At 44.0% G+C, this 16976-nt stretch carries 20 protein-coding genes; 6 read left to right on the forward strand and 14 right to left on the reverse strand.

All coding sequences use genetic code 11. The annotated features are described in order from the left end of the window. Positions 1–353: 353 nt before the first annotated feature. The 5 genes from NIE32_RS02910 to NIE32_RS02930 form a co-directional block, all read right to left on the reverse strand. Positions 354–1145, reverse strand: coding sequence for a GNAT family N-acetyltransferase (locus NIE32_RS02910; protein ID WP_253052850.1), 792 nt, complete (start codon positions 1143–1145; stop codon positions 354–356). Positions 1146–1688: 543 nt separating this feature from the next. Beyond that, positions 1689–2378, reverse strand: coding sequence for a 7-cyano-7-deazaguanine synthase QueC (gene queC, locus NIE32_RS02915; protein WP_253052852.1), 690 nt, complete (start codon positions 2376–2378; stop codon positions 1689–1691). Between the two features lie 58 nt (positions 2379–2436). Next, positions 2437–2925: a preQ(1) synthase gene (gene queF, locus NIE32_RS02920; RefSeq protein ID WP_253052854.1), complete on the reverse strand. Its 489-nt coding sequence runs from the start codon at positions 2923–2925 to the stop codon at positions 2437–2439. A 14-nt stretch (positions 2926–2939) separates the two neighbouring features. Continuing rightward, on the reverse strand, positions 2940–3614 hold the full coding sequence (locus NIE32_RS02925) for a queuosine precursor transporter (protein WP_253052856.1): 675 nt from the start codon (positions 3612–3614) through the stop codon (positions 2940–2942). Positions 3615–3878: 264 nt separating this feature from the next. Beyond that, entirely contained in the window at positions 3879–4718 is an 840-nt protein-coding gene (locus NIE32_RS02930; RefSeq protein ID WP_253052858.1) for an aldo/keto reductase, read from the reverse strand. A 220-nt stretch (positions 4719–4938) separates the two neighbouring features. Between NIE32_RS02930 and NIE32_RS02935 the strand changes: the two genes are divergently transcribed. Beyond that, positions 4939–5775, forward strand: a complete 837-nt coding sequence (locus tag NIE32_RS02935; protein ID WP_253052860.1) for a lipoate--protein ligase family protein — start codon at positions 4939–4941, stop codon at positions 5773–5775. Positions 5776–5854: 79 nt separating this feature from the next. Then, positions 5855–6478: a L,D-transpeptidase gene (locus tag NIE32_RS02940; protein ID WP_253052862.1), complete on the forward strand. Its 624-nt coding sequence runs from the start codon at positions 5855–5857 to the stop codon at positions 6476–6478. A gap of 71 nt (positions 6479–6549) precedes the next feature. Here the strand turns inward: NIE32_RS02940 and NIE32_RS02945 are convergent, their stop codons facing one another. The 6 genes from NIE32_RS02945 to NIE32_RS02970 all read right to left on the reverse strand — a co-directional run bounded on the left by NIE32_RS02945 (position 6550) and on the right by NIE32_RS02970 (position 11178). Then, complete coding sequence (locus tag NIE32_RS02945) at positions 6550–6801, reverse strand: hypothetical protein (protein ID WP_253052864.1); 252 nt, start codon at positions 6799–6801, stop codon at positions 6550–6552. 589 nt (positions 6802–7390) lie between these two features. Continuing rightward, positions 7391–8347 carry an ABC transporter permease gene (locus NIE32_RS02950; protein ID WP_253052866.1) on the reverse strand — a complete coding sequence of 319 codons (957 nt, stop codon included), beginning with the start codon at positions 8345–8347 and terminating at the stop codon, positions 7391–7393. Further along, a complete protein-coding gene (locus tag NIE32_RS02955) occupies positions 8340–9281 on the reverse strand; it encodes an ABC transporter ATP-binding protein (protein ID WP_253052868.1) in 942 nt (313 codons plus the stop codon). The genes NIE32_RS02950 and NIE32_RS02955 overlap by 8 nt, the downstream gene beginning before the upstream one ends. Continuing rightward, entirely contained in the window at positions 9271–9963 is a 693-nt protein-coding gene (locus tag NIE32_RS02960; protein WP_253052870.1) for an ABC transporter ATP-binding protein, read from the reverse strand. The genes NIE32_RS02955 and NIE32_RS02960 overlap by 11 nt, the downstream gene beginning before the upstream one ends. Further along, complete coding sequence (locus NIE32_RS02965) at positions 9960–10337, reverse strand: GntR family transcriptional regulator (protein WP_253052872.1); 378 nt, start codon at positions 10335–10337, stop codon at positions 9960–9962. The genes NIE32_RS02960 and NIE32_RS02965 overlap by 4 nt, the downstream gene beginning before the upstream one ends. 43 nt (positions 10338–10380) lie before the next feature. Beyond that, the gene (locus NIE32_RS02970) at positions 10381–11178 is read right to left on the reverse strand and encodes a hypothetical protein (protein ID WP_253052874.1); all 798 of its coding nucleotides are present in this window, start codon (positions 11176–11178) and stop codon (positions 10381–10383) included. A 141-nt stretch (positions 11179–11319) separates the two neighbouring features. Here NIE32_RS02970 and NIE32_RS02975 point away from each other — a divergent pair, with 141 nt between their 5' ends. After that, positions 11320–11841 (forward strand): hypothetical protein, encoded by a 522-nt coding sequence (locus NIE32_RS02975; RefSeq protein WP_253052876.1) that lies wholly within the window; start codon positions 11320–11322, stop codon positions 11839–11841. A 169-nt stretch (positions 11842–12010) separates the two neighbouring features. On the opposite strand, the gene pta is transcribed toward NIE32_RS02975, so the two are convergent. Next, the gene (pta, locus tag NIE32_RS02980; RefSeq protein WP_253052878.1) at positions 12011–13003 is read right to left on the reverse strand and encodes a phosphate acetyltransferase; all 993 of its coding nucleotides are present in this window, start codon (positions 13001–13003) and stop codon (positions 12011–12013) included. Between the two features lie 219 nt (positions 13004–13222). Between pta and hemQ the strand changes: the two genes are divergently transcribed. The 3 genes from hemQ (at position 13223) to gerQ (ending at position 15267) form a co-directional block, all read left to right on the forward strand. Continuing rightward, a complete protein-coding gene (gene hemQ, locus NIE32_RS02985) occupies positions 13223–13969 on the forward strand; it encodes a hydrogen peroxide-dependent heme synthase (RefSeq protein WP_253052880.1) in 747 nt (248 codons plus the stop codon). A 297-nt stretch (positions 13970–14266) separates the two neighbouring features. Next, positions 14267–14689 carry a cell wall hydrolase gene (locus tag NIE32_RS02990; protein ID WP_253052882.1) on the forward strand — a complete coding sequence of 141 codons (423 nt, stop codon included), beginning with the start codon at positions 14267–14269 and terminating at the stop codon, positions 14687–14689. Between the two features lie 41 nt (positions 14690–14730). Further along, positions 14731–15267 (forward strand): spore coat protein GerQ, encoded by a 537-nt coding sequence (gene gerQ, locus NIE32_RS02995; RefSeq protein ID WP_253052884.1) that lies wholly within the window; start codon positions 14731–14733, stop codon positions 15265–15267. A 74-nt stretch (positions 15268–15341) separates the two neighbouring features. On the opposite strand, the gene NIE32_RS03000 is transcribed toward gerQ, so the two are convergent. Further along, complete coding sequence (locus NIE32_RS03000) at positions 15342–15716, reverse strand: DUF423 domain-containing protein (RefSeq protein WP_253052886.1); 375 nt, start codon at positions 15714–15716, stop codon at positions 15342–15344. A 342-nt stretch (positions 15717–16058) separates the two neighbouring features. Continuing rightward, positions 16059–16928, reverse strand: coding sequence for an NAD(P)-dependent oxidoreductase (locus tag NIE32_RS03005; RefSeq protein WP_253052888.1), 870 nt, complete (start codon positions 16926–16928; stop codon positions 16059–16061). Positions 16929–16976: the final 48 nt, after the last annotated feature.

Here is a 16976-nt window from a genome sequence, read left to right on the forward strand (position 1 = left end):
TTCAGAAATTTATTTTCACTATTATATTATTTTCCAAAACAATTAATCGTAATCCTGCCAAATGCATCAGCGTTATTCATTCAAGAAGCTTTCCCAAAAGGCTGGGCCAACTTATACTACCAATGGTTGCTCGTCTAACCGAATCTGCGGGGTCTCACCAGCACGCTGATCCCGCTTCTCGCATCTTCGCTGCATTTTAAGCGGAAAGTTTTATACGTTCTTACCTCATTAAAAAGGTGTCTCACAGTCCATAGACTTATGAGACACCTTCATTCCGCTAGACCCGGTATTGATCTCTGCCCAAAGATAAAGAGCCTTCGAAAAAATGCGTGCGCATGGCTCTATTGCCATTTTTAATAGGTGACCATCATCCATGTTTCGATGGGTAAGAACCCTAATCTTTCATAAATACGGCCTGCTTTCGGATTATCATAAAATAGGCAGGGTTGCTTATGTTCTGCCCGAAGCGCTCGAATTGTCTTGATCAAGCAGCTGGTCGCGTATCCTTGATGTTCATAGTCTTTCTTTGTACAGACACCTACAATCATCGCCGCTCTACGCGTCTCAGCTGCTGTCGATACACTGCTGACAAGCTCATTATTCCTCTCAATATAGTAGGTTCTTGAAATACCTTTATTCATATTTTTCTGAAGCGTTTCAGGTGATTCAGCATAACTGGTAAACCTAGAATTTCGTAATTGAATCACTTTTTCCGCTTCTTCAGGAAATAACATTTTTACATCCGTAAGCTTTTCTTGATTGTCGATGGGTAGTTGAAGATCCCTTTTCGCGTATTGGCATGTTTGCTTTTTCACAATTGGTAGTTGAATATGCGGCACTATTTTCTCCACAAGGCTTTGTAACCCTGAAAGACGCCCGAGTTGTCCACTTTCCTGAATCACTTTTGCCCAAGATTGCCCATCCAGCGCATCAGGATCTTGTGCATAGGGGATAAAGTTACCCATATATCGGAGCAAAATGCTGAGCAAATCGCCTTGACTGTCGAAATCTCCCCATAATGTTAGTGCATCATCTTCGATCCCAAAGGCTTCAATATCACCAATAATGAATAAATTCTCTGCCGGTCGATCCCCAGCGAATGCTAAGATCTGATTTCTGTCTTTCTCAGTAAGTTGCCGAATCATACGTATGGGACTCCTCTCTATCTCCCTATTTGATACCAAACTAAAAAGGATTAGTGATTCCATAATTACACAAAGATGAACCAGCATCAATTATCGAGTAGTGAAACGAGAAAACATTCAGATAAATAAGGCCATATGATGACATGCAACATACATTTGTCACATGGTTCTTTCATTTTAGTCCATTTGCTCGTTAATTTAAGTGACAGGTGACACATGCATGATCCTGCAGAAAGAGATTTTTTAATGTACATTTCGTTTTCACACCATAAGAAAGACTCGGCAAAACTGACCAGTCCTTATTTTGTATGCGTTGTGCTTCGATTGCTCGCTTTCCACCGGTGATCCGGAGGCCTCCTCGAACAACCAAAAATATGCGGGGTCTCGCCAACATGCGATCAGTAGAAACTCTCACAAAGGCGTCTCACATCTTCGCTGCATTCTCCGTAAAAAGGGTATCTTTCTTATCTTTAATTAAACCGCGAATTTAGTGCGAAACAAAAAGAGCAGAAGTTGACTTCTGCTCTTCATCATTACTTTTGGTTATTTGTTCCAATCAATCGTAATCTTGTACGGAATCGGATCAACTGCTCCCGCATCTTTGAATCCTTTGATTCTCAGCCGGCAGCTGTCACAAGTCCCACATGCTTCTGTATCACCATTATAGCAGGAGGTGGTAAGCTGGTATGGAGCACCTAATGTGTTGCCAAGACGGACGGTCTCTCCCTTAGTCAGCTGCATTAATGGCGTTTTTATTTTCAAATGATGAGTACTTACACCCGTCTTTGTCGCTAAGTTAATCGTTTGATTCATACTCTGAATAAATTCAGGGCGACAATCCGGGTAGCCACTGTAATCGACGGACGAAACCCCGGTAAAAATAGCTTCCGCATCAATGACTTCCGCATAGGCAGTGGCAAGTGAGAGAAAAATCATATTTCGAGCAGGCACATAGGTAACAGGGATACCCTGATCTTCACCTTGATCAGGAACTTCAATAGAGGCATCCGTCAAAGCACTCCCCCCTAATTGTCTGAAGAAGTCCAAGTCAACGATACGATGTTCATGAACACTATAGAAATCTGCAATTTTTTTTGCTTGTTCTACTTCACGCTGATGACGCTGTCCATAACGGAACGTTATTGGATAGAGCGTATAGCCTTCATTTTGAGCCACGCTCATACATGTAGTACTGTCCAATCCGCCGCTTAATACAACAACTGCTTTTTTCATTAGTTAATCAACCCTTTGCATATACCGCATGTAGCGAATGAAAACTTTTCTATCGTCGTTAGCGATTATCGATGTGCTCTGGGTACAGGTCATGTTTGCTCAGCCGTTCAAAGGCGACTGCCTCCCATGGTGTACCCTTCTTTCCATAGTTCACATACGGATCAATACTGATTCCGCCACGAGGAAGAAATTTCCCCCAAACTTCCAAGTATTTCGGATCCATCAGTTTAATCAAATCATCTGCGATTTTATTGATACAATCTTCATGAAAATCCCCATGATTGCGAAAGCTAAACAAATAAAGCTTGAGCGATTTGCTCTCAACCATGCGTTCTCCTGGGACATAGCTGATATGCAAAGTTGCGAAGTCGGGTTGATGCGTAATTGGACACAGGCTTGTAAATTCCGGAAAATTAAATTTAACAAAGTAATCGCGATCCGGATGAACATTCTGGAAGGTTTCAAGTAGTTTCGGATCATAATCAAATATATAGTGCGTGCCTTTATTTCCAAGTAGCGTTAAACCGTCATTCTTTCGATCAGTCATTGATCATCATCCTCTTATTCTTGGTCTGCAAGCGTTTGTTTCGCTTGACCTGCTCTACGACCGCGGATCCAGCCTACAATTAAATAAATGACCGGAACGCCAATGATCGCATAAGAAAATTTAAGTAGGTATTCTGTGCTAATCGTGGTCAGAATTGCAGTTATCGGCAAAATTCCTGCAAAACCCACAAACATAAACACTGTTGAATCTGCAAGTTGGCTAATGGCTGTGCTTAGTAAACTGCGCAGCCAAAGCATCTTACCTTTCGTACGTTTCTTTAAACCGACGAAAATAGCAATATCAAGGGTTTGTGAAACGGTATACCCGCAAAGTGAAGCAAGTACGACGCGGGGCATCGCCCCTAGTATCGTAGCAAATGCCTCCTGCCCTTTCCAAAAGGGCGCTGCCGGCAAATGAATCGCAAGCTGCAACAGCAAAACAAAAAGAAGATTTGCGAGCAAGCCGATCCAAATGATCCGTTGAGCTACCGGTTTACCCCAGCATTCGGTAATACTATCAAGAATGAGAAAAGTAAGTGGATAGATAATAATGCCCGACGTCATTGAAAAGCCGTCGATCGTGAAAAGCTTAGAGGCAACAAGATTTGCGGCAATAAGACAAGTAATAAACACCATTGCCAGAAAAATGAGTTTGAAAGGTACTTCGACTTTCGATTGTAATGAATCCATTAGAGATCACTCCCGTAGTTTTTTTGGTAGGGCAGAGGAGGGTTTCGAACTCTGCCAAGCGCAACCTCTTGATTATAAAGGTGGATATAGGTAATGACAAGCAGGCAGAGCTATTTCCTATACAAAATAGATTGGCTCCCTTCATTCACCTAATGAAAATTTGGTGCAGACAAGCAGAAATGCATGTACACGAAAGACCTCTGAATTTCTATACCTCTTCTGTGTAAAAAGATGAGCATCGCCAACGGATGCTCATCTGCTCTCTTATATTTCTTCAAAAACTTCATCTGGAACCGGGCCATTGCGGCCATCCTTCCGATCAAGTGCATCAATCGCTTTGACTTCCTCATCAGTGAGCGTGAAGTCATAGACATTCGCATTTTGGATAATCCTCGACGGGGTCTGTGATTTTGGAATCACAATCGTTCCGCTCTGCAAATGCCAGCGAATAATCACTTGCGCCGGTGATTTGCCATAACTCTCGGCAATTTGGGCAATCACTGGATCTCCAAGAACTGCGCCTCGACCAAGTGGGCTCCACGCCTCAGAAGCAATTCCTTGCGCTTGTAAATAGTTACGCAAGCGTGTCTGGGTAAAATAGGGGTGTATTTCCAATTGGTCAACCGCGGGCATTATATTTGCTTTTGTCGCTAGTTTCTCCAAATGGTGCACATCGAAATTACTGACACCGATCGCCCGTACTAATTGTTCATCATACAATTTTTCAAAAGCTTTCCAAGTATCAAAGAAATGTTTCTTGCTCGGCCAATGCACAAGTACTAAATCGATTTGTTCAATCTGGAGATCCTTCAATGAGCGTTCAATGGCACGCAGTGTGCTGTCATAACCTTGAAGGGCATTATCAATTTTTGTTGTGATGAAGAGTTCCCGCCTTGGGACTTCGGTTTCTTTGAGCAGACAACCAAGCGATGCCTCATTCTTGTAAAACTCCGCTGTATCAAACGAACGATAACCTGAACGTACTGCTTGACTGATTGCCTCCCGTCCTTTATCTTCATCAGTAATCAAAAAAAAGCCAAACCCATGGCGGGGCATCTCTACACCATTATTCAACCGAATCGTGTCTTTAATTGATCTAATCATCTTCCCATGACACCTCTTCCTGTTCACCTACTCGGGATGGCGTGCATCCGCTTTATTGCCAGTATAGTCACATAATGAATGCGCTTCAAATAATAGGCTCTCCTTTCACATAATTGTCTTAGTAATCACCTGATCGAATGCTTCGTGTATCTGATTTCTGTTGATTTGCGCAACCCTTGGTATAATTAACTACAAAAGAAATAAATGGAGGCGGTTCAATTTGTCTTTGCTCGATCAGCCAGTCTGGCGTGTTATTGACCAATCAACATTGGGGAGCGGATTTGACGGCAGACAATCTTTTGCGATAGACGATGCGATTTGCCAATCTGTTGGTGCTGGTGATTCACCATCCACAGCCAGGCTATGGGTACATCATCAAACGGTTATGCTTGGCATTCAAGACACGCGGCTGCCCCACTTTAAAGATGGGCTCACTGCACTACGCGATGCCGGATTTAAAGCGATCGTGCGCAACTCCGGTGGCCTCGCTGTTGTGTTGGATAGTGGTGTACTAAATCTTTCACTTATCTTTTCTGAAAAAACACGACCACTATCGATCGATGAAGCCTTTCAAGCAATGGTCGCGTTCATTAAAAAAATGTTGACTTCATTTGGTATTACATTTGAAATTGGAGAAATTGAACACTCTTATTGTCCTGGCCGTTATGATCTCAGTAGTAACGGTCGCAAATTTGCAGGGATTTCCCAGCGTCGAGTGAAGAATGGCGTGGCTGTGCAACTATATCTTTGCATTTCAGGAAGTGGCTCTTCACGCGCCCAATTGATCCGTGAATTTTATCAACGTGGATTACAAAACGAACACACACGTTTTGTATATCCGAATATTGATCCAGCGGTGATGGCTTCTTTGGAGGAAATCTGCGGACAATCACTAGATATGCAAGCAATGGTGAATGCAGCTCTACAAACCTTGCATTCTTTAGGTCCAATCATTTCTGCTCCATCGCTTTCTCATGAAGAAACGCAACAATTTGGTGCTTATTATGAGCGGATGATTCGTCGGAATGAGGGTGCGCTCGGTACTCAATCCCTCTGATTGTCCCAGATTCAGGAATAAGTAGCGAAATTTATAACCGATAAATAATTATTTTATTAAGGAGGCAACCCGTTTATTTATGAACTTGTGGACTAAAGGGTACCTGATCGCGCTCGTATTTTTATTGACACTGACGACAACCGCCTGTTCACAATCCGCCCAGAAAACCACCGATCATTCCGAACAACAAGTGAAGAACCACAAGACTGTGGAATTACCAACAAGATCTAAGGCGAATGAAGAGAAAAAAGTAGCCCCTGTGAACTGGAACAAACCTTCAGGCGGCGCTTATCCAATTATCAAAAAAAATGAACCGATCTGGATTGATGTATCGATTAAAGCACAAAAGGTCTATATTAAAGATGGCCGAAGAATTTTGTATACGATGATTGCCTCAACCGGCAAGGATACAAACCCAGACACCACGACACCAACCGGTACCTACTATATTCAGGCAGAGCGGGGCAAATGGTTCTACGCCCCGAAATACAAGGAAGGTGCAAAATACTGGGTATCCTGGAAAAACCACGGTGAATTTCTCTTTCACAGCGTGCCCATGGATCAAAACCAACAGATTCTGACTGCGGATGCGAAGAAATTAGGCCAGAAAGATTCACATGGTTGCATCCATCTTACTGTGCCCGATGCAAAATGGGTTTATGAGCACATTCCTTATCAAACAAAAGTGGTCATTCATAGTTAAAAGCAGGTATGCTTCCCGAATTGAAGTCATACCTGCTTTTATCTTTTTCTTTCTTTTTTTGTTGACTGTCCTTATACCATTGAAAAGTTTTTTCTCAACCGGCCGACTTGGCTCCCCTCAATGACTACTAAACATTCGCCACCATGCGACAAATTATCAATGAGTACCGATAGCCAATCCGACAACTTGTTAATGTGATTCACTTGATTCTTTCCGTAAATGTATACGTCCTGGCCTAATTTTTCACAGTATTTGTAAAATCGAATCATCTGTTTCACTCGAAATGCGGCAGCATACACTTTGAAAGAAAAAATGTTCTTCATAATTCTTTCTCCTCCTTGAATGCGCAATGCCTCTTGCTTTTGGTACCTTTTCCTCTCACAAATCCATTATGAACTTTTCATTAACACATGCGGAAACTGTGTAACAAATCCATAATTCGGAAAAAATTACATAAGGCATTAGAAAAATAGGGCAAGAGCTGCCCAGCCCTATTTGGCATCAAGTGCGGGTTTCTTGCTCGCCGCGGGCAAACTGATGAACATCCTTGTACAGGCTAAGATCTGCGGGGTCTCGCTGGCACACTACTCCCGCAGGCGTCTCGCAATTTTCGCTGTATTCTTGATCAAACGCCTTAGACTTTCATTTTGAGCAAACACTGGGCAAAAACTGTGAAATCTATTTTTGTATCAATTGTGCTTCGATTGCTCGCTTGCCGCGGGTGCACCGCGAGCCTCCTCGTACACGCAAAAGTCTGCGGGGTCTCGCTGGCACGCTACTCCCGTAGGCGTCTCGCATCTTCGCTGTATTCTTGATCAAACGCCTTAGACTTTCATTTTGAGCAAAAAAGTTTATGCTTTCTTATCTTTCGAAGAAACCGAGGTGTCTGCTTGGCCAATGTTCGCTATGTGTTCACGCCTTTATGTCCCGCCTCGTGTAAAATGCCCAGCCAATGAAGATGAAAAGGATGTAGTAGACAGCAAGAACTGCAAGTGAAAAGCCAAGTGTCATTTCATCTCTTATCGGTGTACCTGTCGTGTATTGAGTCAAATCCGTATTCGCAAACAGTACATATTTCACCCAGTCGTAGCGCCCGAGAAGCGTGATGACAATCGATGAAGCCATCATTGTAAAAATAGATAAGCCAATGGCAAGCCCTCCATTACGGAAGACAGATGCGATTAATCCCGCAAAAGTGACCGTCATAAAGAGTGAAACACAATTAAGCAAATACCCTTTCCAGATCGCTAATGTCCAGCTTGATTGATAGACAGTACCGTGATCGTAGACGAGATGTGCTTCATTTACTCCACCAAATCCAAACAATAGACCACCAAGCAACCAAGAGGCGATAAAAAGAGTAATCAGACAGACAACCGTAAAGAGTAGCGCAGAAATATATTTTGAGAGAAGGATCTCCGTCCGATAAATCGGCCGAATAAGCAGTAACTTAATTGTTCCTGTGTCAAATTCACTGGCGATTGATGTGGATACAACGATGATGGTGAAGACACTGATTACAAGGATCAAGTTGCCGGCTGCGTCTTCCATGAAGTTCCAAATGGTCTCTCCTGGTGAAGGCTTAAGATTATGTTCAATACGATATTTATTGATTGCAATAGTTTTCTTAAGATAATTCGCTACTTGCTTATTCCCTTTCATTTGAGCAAGTTGTTTTTGGTTCACCTTATTATCTTGAATCAGTGTCTGTTTCCAGTGCGGATCACTTTTGGGTTGATCTGATCCAAATCTAATGATTAATCCGGCAGCCAAAATGAGACCTAATAGAATAATCATCATCACTTTTGCAGAACTTCTTCGATAGATTTTCATGTTTTCATTTTGCAGTAAGCCAACGAAGTTACTCAACGCTCTTCCCCCCAGTCACTTCCAAAAATCTGTCCTCTAATGATTTTGCAACAGCAATGACGCTGTAAATCTTAATTTTAGAGACGACCAATGTATCCACAACGACCGGGATTTTTTCATGTTCAACAGGTACCTCAAGCGTCGTATCGTCGATGAACACAGCATCAATAGCGAGCTTATCCTTAACTGTTTGAGCCGCCAATCGTCCGTCATCGACTTGGATACGTACTTTTGAGCTCCCCTTTTCAATAAAATCGTTGACCGTTTCTACACCGATTAATTTTCCTTTTTGAATAATTCCGATGCGATCGCACATCAGCTGCATTTCTGAGAGCAAGTGACTGGAGACAATGATTGCTACATGCTCTTCACGGGAAAGGTTGTGCAGGTAGTTACGCAAATCATGAATCCCTTGAGGATCGAGTCCATTGGTCGGTTCGTCGAGAATAAGTACCGAAGGATGGTGCAGAAGAGCCTGGGCAACACCAAGCCGCTGGCGCATACCTAATGAATAATGCTTCACCTTCTCATGGATCCGGCCCTGCAGTTCTACAAGTTTGATCACTTCCAAGATCCGTTCTTTGCTGATGCCAGGAATCATACGTGCGTAATGAATCAAATTCTGATATCCGGTCAGAAATTTATACATTTCCGGGTTTTCCACAATCGCACCGACCTGGCGAATCGCCTGCTTGAAGTCGCCTTTAATGCTGTGTCCTTGGATATAGATGTTGCCCTGCGTCATCCGCATCAGTCCGACGATCATCCGGATTGTTGTCGTCTTTCCAGCCCCATTCGGTCCAAGAAACCCAAATACCTCGCCACCGTAGATATCGAAACTTAAGTCATCAATAATCGTTTTACGGCCGATCTTTTTGCTGACATGTTCCAATCGCACAGCAGGTTGCGCAGCTGCCTCGGCATTATTCGCCATACTTCTCCACCATCCAATCTACCAAACTTAGATTTTCATTCGTACGAATGTCTTCAACACTGCGCTGATCGAGAATCACTCCATTCTTGATCAGGATCACGGTATCGAGCAGCGGTTCAATTTCTTGCAATTCATGTGTCGTCAAAATCACTGTTTGCTTTTCTAAGTCAATAAATGAAATCAACCCTTTTATGATCGAGCTCCGCACCATCGGATCCAGTCCGGAAAGCGGCTCATCCATTAAAATAAACGGTACCTCTCTGGAAAGCGTCACAACAATCTTAAGACGACCGCGATTCCCTTTGGAAAGATGTTTCACTTTTTGCGTGCGGTCGAGTTTCATAAAATCGAGCATCTCTTCCGCCTTCTTGCGATTAAAGTCAGCAAAGGTCTGTTCATAGAAATCAACCGTCTGCTTTACTGTGAAGAAAGAATAATAGCTGTCTAATTCAGACAGATAGGCAACTTTCTTGGAAATTCTCCGGCTTGCGATTTCTCCATCAACGAGTACAGTCCCTTTTGTTGGGCGAAGCAATCCAGAAATCAACTTCAATGTTGTGGATTTGCCGCTGCCGTTCGATCCGATCAGACCGATAATGTGACCGGGTTCAATCTGAAGACTTACATCCTGGAGTGCTTTTTTGGTCAGATAGCGTTTCGTCACTTCTTCGAGCTGAATCATTTGTTGTCCTCCTTTTTCTCCAAGTAATCTTGCAAACCATGAAGCATTTCTTTTTCCGAGTAGCCCATCTCGCGCATCTCAGTCACAAATCGATTGATATGGCTGATCTTTTGCTCCTCGCGCATCTTTTGAAGAATGGCCGGGTTTTCAGTAACAAAGGTTCCCTGGCCCCTCTTTTTTTCTACAATTTGCGTATCTTCCAGTTCCTTGTAGGCACGCTGCACGGTGTTTGGATTCACCTCTGACTCAATTGCCAAATCTCGAACGGACGGCAAGCGTTCGCCCATTCCGAGTTCGCCGCGGATAATTTTATTTTTAATGCGTTCGCACAACTGTTGATAGATGGGCACGGACGGATTGAAGGGTTGTGCCATGCTCGCTAGCCTCCTTGATGTCGCTCTTTATAGTCCTGTTCACTTAGGATACCTCCAGTTCATTGTCAGACAACCAAGCGGTAATCAAAAAGAAAATCACTGTAATGATTAGATCAAAGACGATGCTTCCGATGTAAAAAGGGTCTGAGCCGGATTCTAAAGTAGTCTTGAAGGCATGAGACGTAATCGTTGATCCTGATGAAACAAGAAAGTCATAAAGAAAGCGTTCCGGAACACGCCCCCAATGGGTCAGCACATTGATAAGGCCGGACTGAGTCAGTTTGGTGTCCACGTAGCTGTAAATGCCGATACCGACAATCAGTACCAGCCAGGACCATCTGCCGATCCGTGAACGCATCGTCCGATAAACCGTCCATAGAAATAGGAAGCCAACACCGCCGCCGATGCTCAACCAAAGCAAAATTAGCGCGCACAGAAGTGACAAATGAGAGAGTGATAATGCGCCTGGAAAACCACTGATTCTTGTCAAACCGAACCACGTGTAGCCACCGATGACAACTCCGGAAAGAATCAAATATGCGACCGCTCCCGACATTTTTGCTAGCAGCATCGCCCATGCCGGCAGTGGATTCTGCATCCAAATATGAAAGGTTTTCCGCTCTTGGATGACGTTAAAAAGCAGATACACCGGAACATAGAGGATCAGACAAAGCGTAAGCATAACCCCGATAACCGCTGGAGCAACAACTGCATCTGAGCCGAATCGCAGATTTAGAAAAATGCCAAGTCCCATAAGCAAGACTTGGAGAATGAAAAAGATTAAAAAGGCCATCCAGCCAAGGCGCAGCTCCTTTTTAAATAAAGCAAACCAAATCGTCATGTTTTTAGCCCCCATTTATATATATCACTGTATTAGTTAGATAGTACACTAATGAATTCATTTTGTCAATTGAACAGAGGGAACTAGCTGTGAACAAAACGCGTTGGGTGCCATTACCTTTCAGATGCAGGGTATGCTATAATGAACCGATCAAATGGAGAAAATGAAATTGGAGTGGTGAATTCTTTGCTACTGGATTACAGTCAAAAATTGGCGATTATTGAATCATTTCCCGAATTAGAAAAAAAGGACGTATCACTTGGACGCGTCAATTTTCAGTATCCGGGAAGTGCCTCGGAGAAAAAGAATATTGTCTATCATTTACATCCCAATGGAAATGGCTACGTCTTTGCTAAGGACATTGAAGGTTATGAAGCAGATGCAAAAGGTTTGGTGAACATCCGTGATTTCTCAGAGGATGAGCTACGCACATTGCTGAAGAAAGCTATTTTTGCCCACTCGCCTGAAGGCGTCTATGAAAAAGAAACGGCTGATGGAAATGATCATGAGATTTGGGTAACGCCGAGTGGCAGGCAAGAGCTTGAAGTCATCTATGATAACGAGTTATGGAATGTTTATGCCGGTGATCTGCTCGATGGTACTTTCCGTACCTACAAAGAAGCCGTGGAATATCTGGACGAAGAAGGTTTTGTAAGGAAATAAGAAACGTCGCTATTTAGCGGCGTTTTTTACGTGCAAAAAACAAAACATCGATCTAGAGACAACAAAAAAAACGGCTCAAGTCCTTTTTCTGACGGGTTTGAGTCGTTTTTTCTGCGCTAACTATTAGATTATCTGGTTGTCCGCATCTTACATGCCTTCGCAAACGTGTTTATGCATTTTGCGTTTGCGCTGCATTTAACGCTTGCTTTGCAGTAATGAGTGCTAGCTTGTAGACGTCATCCGCCGAGCAGCCTCGTGACAAGTCATTAACCGGCTTATTCAAGCCTTGCAAAATTGGACCAATTGCCGTATAACCACCAAGACGCTGAACCATCTTATAACCAATGTTTCCTGCATCAATGTTTGGGAATACAAAGACATTGGCTTTCCCGGCAATTGGCGAATCCGGCGCTTTTTTCGCTGCCACTTCCGGAACATAAGCAGCATCAAACTGTAATTCTCCATCAACCATCAAGTCCGGTGCTTGCTCTTTCACAATTTTTACGGCTTCCGTGACTTTATCAATAGAAGGATCTTTTGCGGAGCCTTTTGTAGAGAAGCTAAGCATCGCGATTTTCGGATTAATCCCGAACATCGTTGCGGTTTCTGCTGATTCAACAGCAATTTCCGCCAATGTTTGGCTGTCTGGAGAGATGTTGATGCCACAATCAGCGAAGACAAATTCTTTTTCACCTTTGACTAAAATGAAAGATCCCGAAATACGTTTCTTCCCCGGTTGAGCCTTAATAATTTGCAAAGCCGGACGCACGGTCTCAGCTGTAGAGTGTGCAGCCCCACTAACCAGTCCATCCGCCCTGCCCATATAGACAAGCATTGTCCCGTAGTAACAAGGATCCTTCAGCCACTCAGCTGCCTGCTCCGCATTTGTTTTACCATTTCTCCTTGCGACAAGTGCTTTAACCATCGAAGACATGTCCTCATCTGTTTCTGGGTGCATGAAAAGGATCTTATGTTCAGCAGCGAGCTCTTGAATGTCCTTCGAGGTTTGTTCTGCCTTGCCCACCAGAATCGGCACGATAATGTCTTCTTGTGCAAGCTGCTTGACAGCTTCCAAGACACGCACGTCGTCACTCTCAGGGAAGATGATGGATGGCTTGCCCTTCTTCACTTCACGCTTCACTCGTTCAAATAAGTCTGCCATTAATTACGCCGCCCCTCTTCACTTCATTTATATTAAAGGATGAACTCAAGCACAATTGAGCCCAAATTCCTTTTGCTCTATTCCTTTAATTATTTTCCTTATTTTAGTATAAACCAAATTTGCCGATCCTACATTTGGAAAGTTATTTTCTTGTACTTCTGCCCCTAAGCTTCATGTATGCTATATTAAGAGGAGCAAGAACAAAAGAGGTGTTTAACGATGTCTGAAGCAGCACAGACACTTGACGGATGGTATTGCCTTCATGATTTCCGAACCATTAACTGGTCGGAGTGGAAAACAAAATCTGAATGGGAACGTCAGTCCGCTTTAATGGAATTTAATCAATGGATCACTCAATCAGAAATCAATGAAGAGGCACACGGCGGAAGTTTTGCATTATATTCCGTTCTTGGACAGAAAGCTGATTTTGTGATGATTTCACTGCGCCCAACCATGGACGAGCTCCATGATCTGGAGACAGAATTTAATAAATCGAAGCTTGCTGAAGTAACAGATCCTGCTTATTCTTTTGTTTCCGTTGTCGAATTAAGTAATTATCTTGGAAAGAGCGGCGGCGATCCTTATGCGAACCCGCGTGTTCAAGCACGTTTAAAACCAATCTTGCCAAAGACCGATTACTTTTGCTTCTACCCAATGGACAAGCGACGGGAACATGGTGATAACTGGTATATGCTCCCGATGGAAGAGCGGCGCGAAATGATGAAGAGTCACGGTCAAATCGGGCGTAAATACGCGGGAAAAATTCATCAGATCATCACCGGTTCGGTCGGTTTTGACGATTGGGAATGGGGCGTCACCCTTTTCTCTGACGATCCTCTCCAATTTAAAAAGATCGTGTATGAAATGCGTTTTGATGAAGCCAGCGCCCGGTTTGGAGAATTTGGTCCGTTCTTCGTCGGCTCGCAGCTGAACCAAGAAAGCTTTGGGCAAAAACTGTCCTTTTAATGGAATCGATAAAATCAGAAGATGAGAGGCACCGGAAACGGTGTCTTTTTTGTGTACTTTGATGAGAAAATATCGAAACAAATCACACGTATCGGGAAAAATTCTCATTGTCTCAAACTTCGCAGTTCCTTATTAAACGACTACTTCTTTCCATCTTTCTAAACGAACAGATTCCGTGCTCAATCTGTCATCATTTGTACTGTCCGGCATAGGCTTTAAGTGTACTTAAAATAGGAAAGACCATACCTATTACACTTTATTTTCTTTTTACGCCCTGCAAAGGAGGTATGAACAGCCATGGCCGTGGTTCAACATAACTCAAGCGATGTCTCCCTTCTGGCAAGGCTGATGCGTGCAGAAGCCGAAGGAGACGGGCAACTCGGCATGCTGATGGTTGGCAATGTCGGAGTCAACCGTGTCCTTGGTAACTGTCTTGACTTCGAAGGGATTAGAACCATTCCGCAAATGGTGTTCCAAAGTCCCGGTGGATTTGAAGCGACACAAAAAGGGTACTTTTACCAGGCCGCGCGTTCACAAGATAAACGTCTTGCCGAGCGTGCACTGAGGGGTGAACGTTTTCATCCGGCATCAAACGCCCTTTGGTTTTTTCAACCATCAGGAGCATGTCCTGCTCAATGGTATAACCAATGGAACACTGGGCGTTTTAAAGCACACTGCTTCTTTTCACCGTCTCAATCTGTATGTCCCGATGTCTATTAGTGAACATGCAATCCATTTATTATTAAGGAGTGAATTTAACCATGGGCATTCAATTTCCACCAGACAGCTGGCCGTACGGCGCAGCCTTCAATTCCGATCCAAATCAAGCGAATTGGGAGGCTGCGAGACAAACACCTCCACAGACCGGCAGCGGTACATTCCCATTTCAAGCACAAGCGATGCCGCCAGCCGGTGCACCACCGATGGCGCAGCCATTGCCTTACCCTTATCCTTCCTATACGATTCCAACACCACAGGCTACTCCGCCGGTTGCTCAGCCGACCGTTCCACAAGTATTGCCGTTACCACTGGTTGAACAATCGTACATTGAAAACATTTTACGACTCAATCTTGGAAAAACAGCGACTGTCTACTGCACCTTTGAGGGCAATACTGAATGGAATGCCAAAGCATTTACAGGAACAGTTGAAGCTGCCGGACGCGACCACGTCATTATTGAAGACGAAGAGACGCGCGTACGCTATTTGATTCCGATGGTTTTCGTGAATTACATTACATTCACCGGACCGATCACCTATCAATACCCTTATGGGCCACCACAATCAGGAAGAGAATAACCATACTCATGCAAAACAGAGCATCCCCGAAAAGGAATGCTCCGTTTTATTACATACAGGTTAACTGTTGCTGTTCATGAACGCAGTGCAGCGATCACGACAAGTACCCAACTCACGAGGAAGGCCACGCCACCAATCGGTGTAATCGCCCCTAACAACCGGACACCACTAAGCGTAAGTGCATACAAGCTTCCGGAAAAAAGAAGAACACCTGCAAACATCAGCCAACCGGACCATGAAAGCAACGTACTCTGACCGCTGAAGACAGTCATTGTCAAGAGACCAATGATGATCAAACCTATGGCATGAAACATCTGATAATGGACCCCAGTTTGAAATACGTCTAGATCTTGCTCAGTAAGTCGCGCTTTCAAAACATGCGCACCAAATGCGCCGAACGCAACCGATAAGAATGCTAGAATGGCGCCTATAACGATAAATCCTTTCATCAACTCAGTCCCCTCAAGTTCGTTCAGTATTTCTTTTATTTTAACATGCATTGCATCACGCATGAGAAAAAATGAGCGAAGCACGGTCCTTGGCTATCACAACTTATGCGGCTTTAATCACCAAACTTGTGCTTCAATGATACGTCCGTTACTCGCTTATCTCGGGTGTCGGGCGTCTCGCGTCCTTGAAGCATTTTTACGAATAAGCCTGTACGCAAATAGAGCATTTTATATTTTCATCCGAGCGGTGTCCCGTGCCACTAATGCCGGTCATGAATGTGCTTATCTAAAAAAAAACGGTCACAACGTTTGGCGTTGTAATCGTTTCTCTATGTTCTAAAATTATTCTTTCCAATATTTTTTGTAGATCGCCTGTGTCCCGCTGTTTTCTTCGCCTTGTTCGGCAAGCTCATCGTAGATTTTCTTGGACAAAGCCAGTCCTGGTGTATCTAGTCCCATTGCTTCAGCAGATTCTAGAGCAATTCGCTCATCCTTGATTAAATGTTTGATATAGAATCCTGGTTCAAAATCACCTTTGAGCATGCGTCGTCCGAGATTAGTCAGCGACCAACTTCCGGCAGCTCCCGTTTCAATACTCTCCATCACTTTGTCGGTATCCAGCCCGGCATGTTTTGCATAGCTAAGTGCTTCAGCGACACCAATCATGTTTGACGCAATAGCGATTTGATTGGCCATTTTGGTATGTTGACCTGCTCCTGCTTGACCTTGATAGACAATCTTTTTCCCCATCGCTTGAAAAACCGGGGCCAACACCTCAGCATCCGCTTGATCGCCGCCGATCATAATCGACAAAGTTCCGTTTTGCGCGCCGATATCGCCTCCGGAGACCGGAGCATCTAATGCATGCAGACCTTTCTCCTTCGCGGCCTTGTAAATTTTCACTGCCAATTGTGGTGAGGAAGTGGTCATATCAATGAGATAGGCCCCGGTCTTTGCGTGATCCAGGATCCCATCATCAAAATAAACAGCAGACACATCCTTAGGGTAGCCAACCATTGTAATGACGGCGTCTGCACCTTCGGCAGCTTCCGATGGGCTCGCCTTCCAGATCGCACCTTCTGAAATCAGGTCATCTGCCTTGCTTTTCGTCCGATTATATACTTGAAGCGTGAAGCCGGCCTTCATGAGATTGCGAATCATTCCTTTGCCCATGACCCCGGTTCCAATGAATCCAATGGTTCTCACTGCCATATCATCCCACTCGCTTTCATGTCATTATCGTTCTCGCTCTACGATAGC

It is taken from the genome of Sporolactobacillus kofuensis, assembly GCF_024125425.1.
Lineage (GTDB): Bacteria > Bacillota > Bacilli > Bacillales > Sporolactobacillaceae > Sporolactobacillus > Sporolactobacillus kofuensis.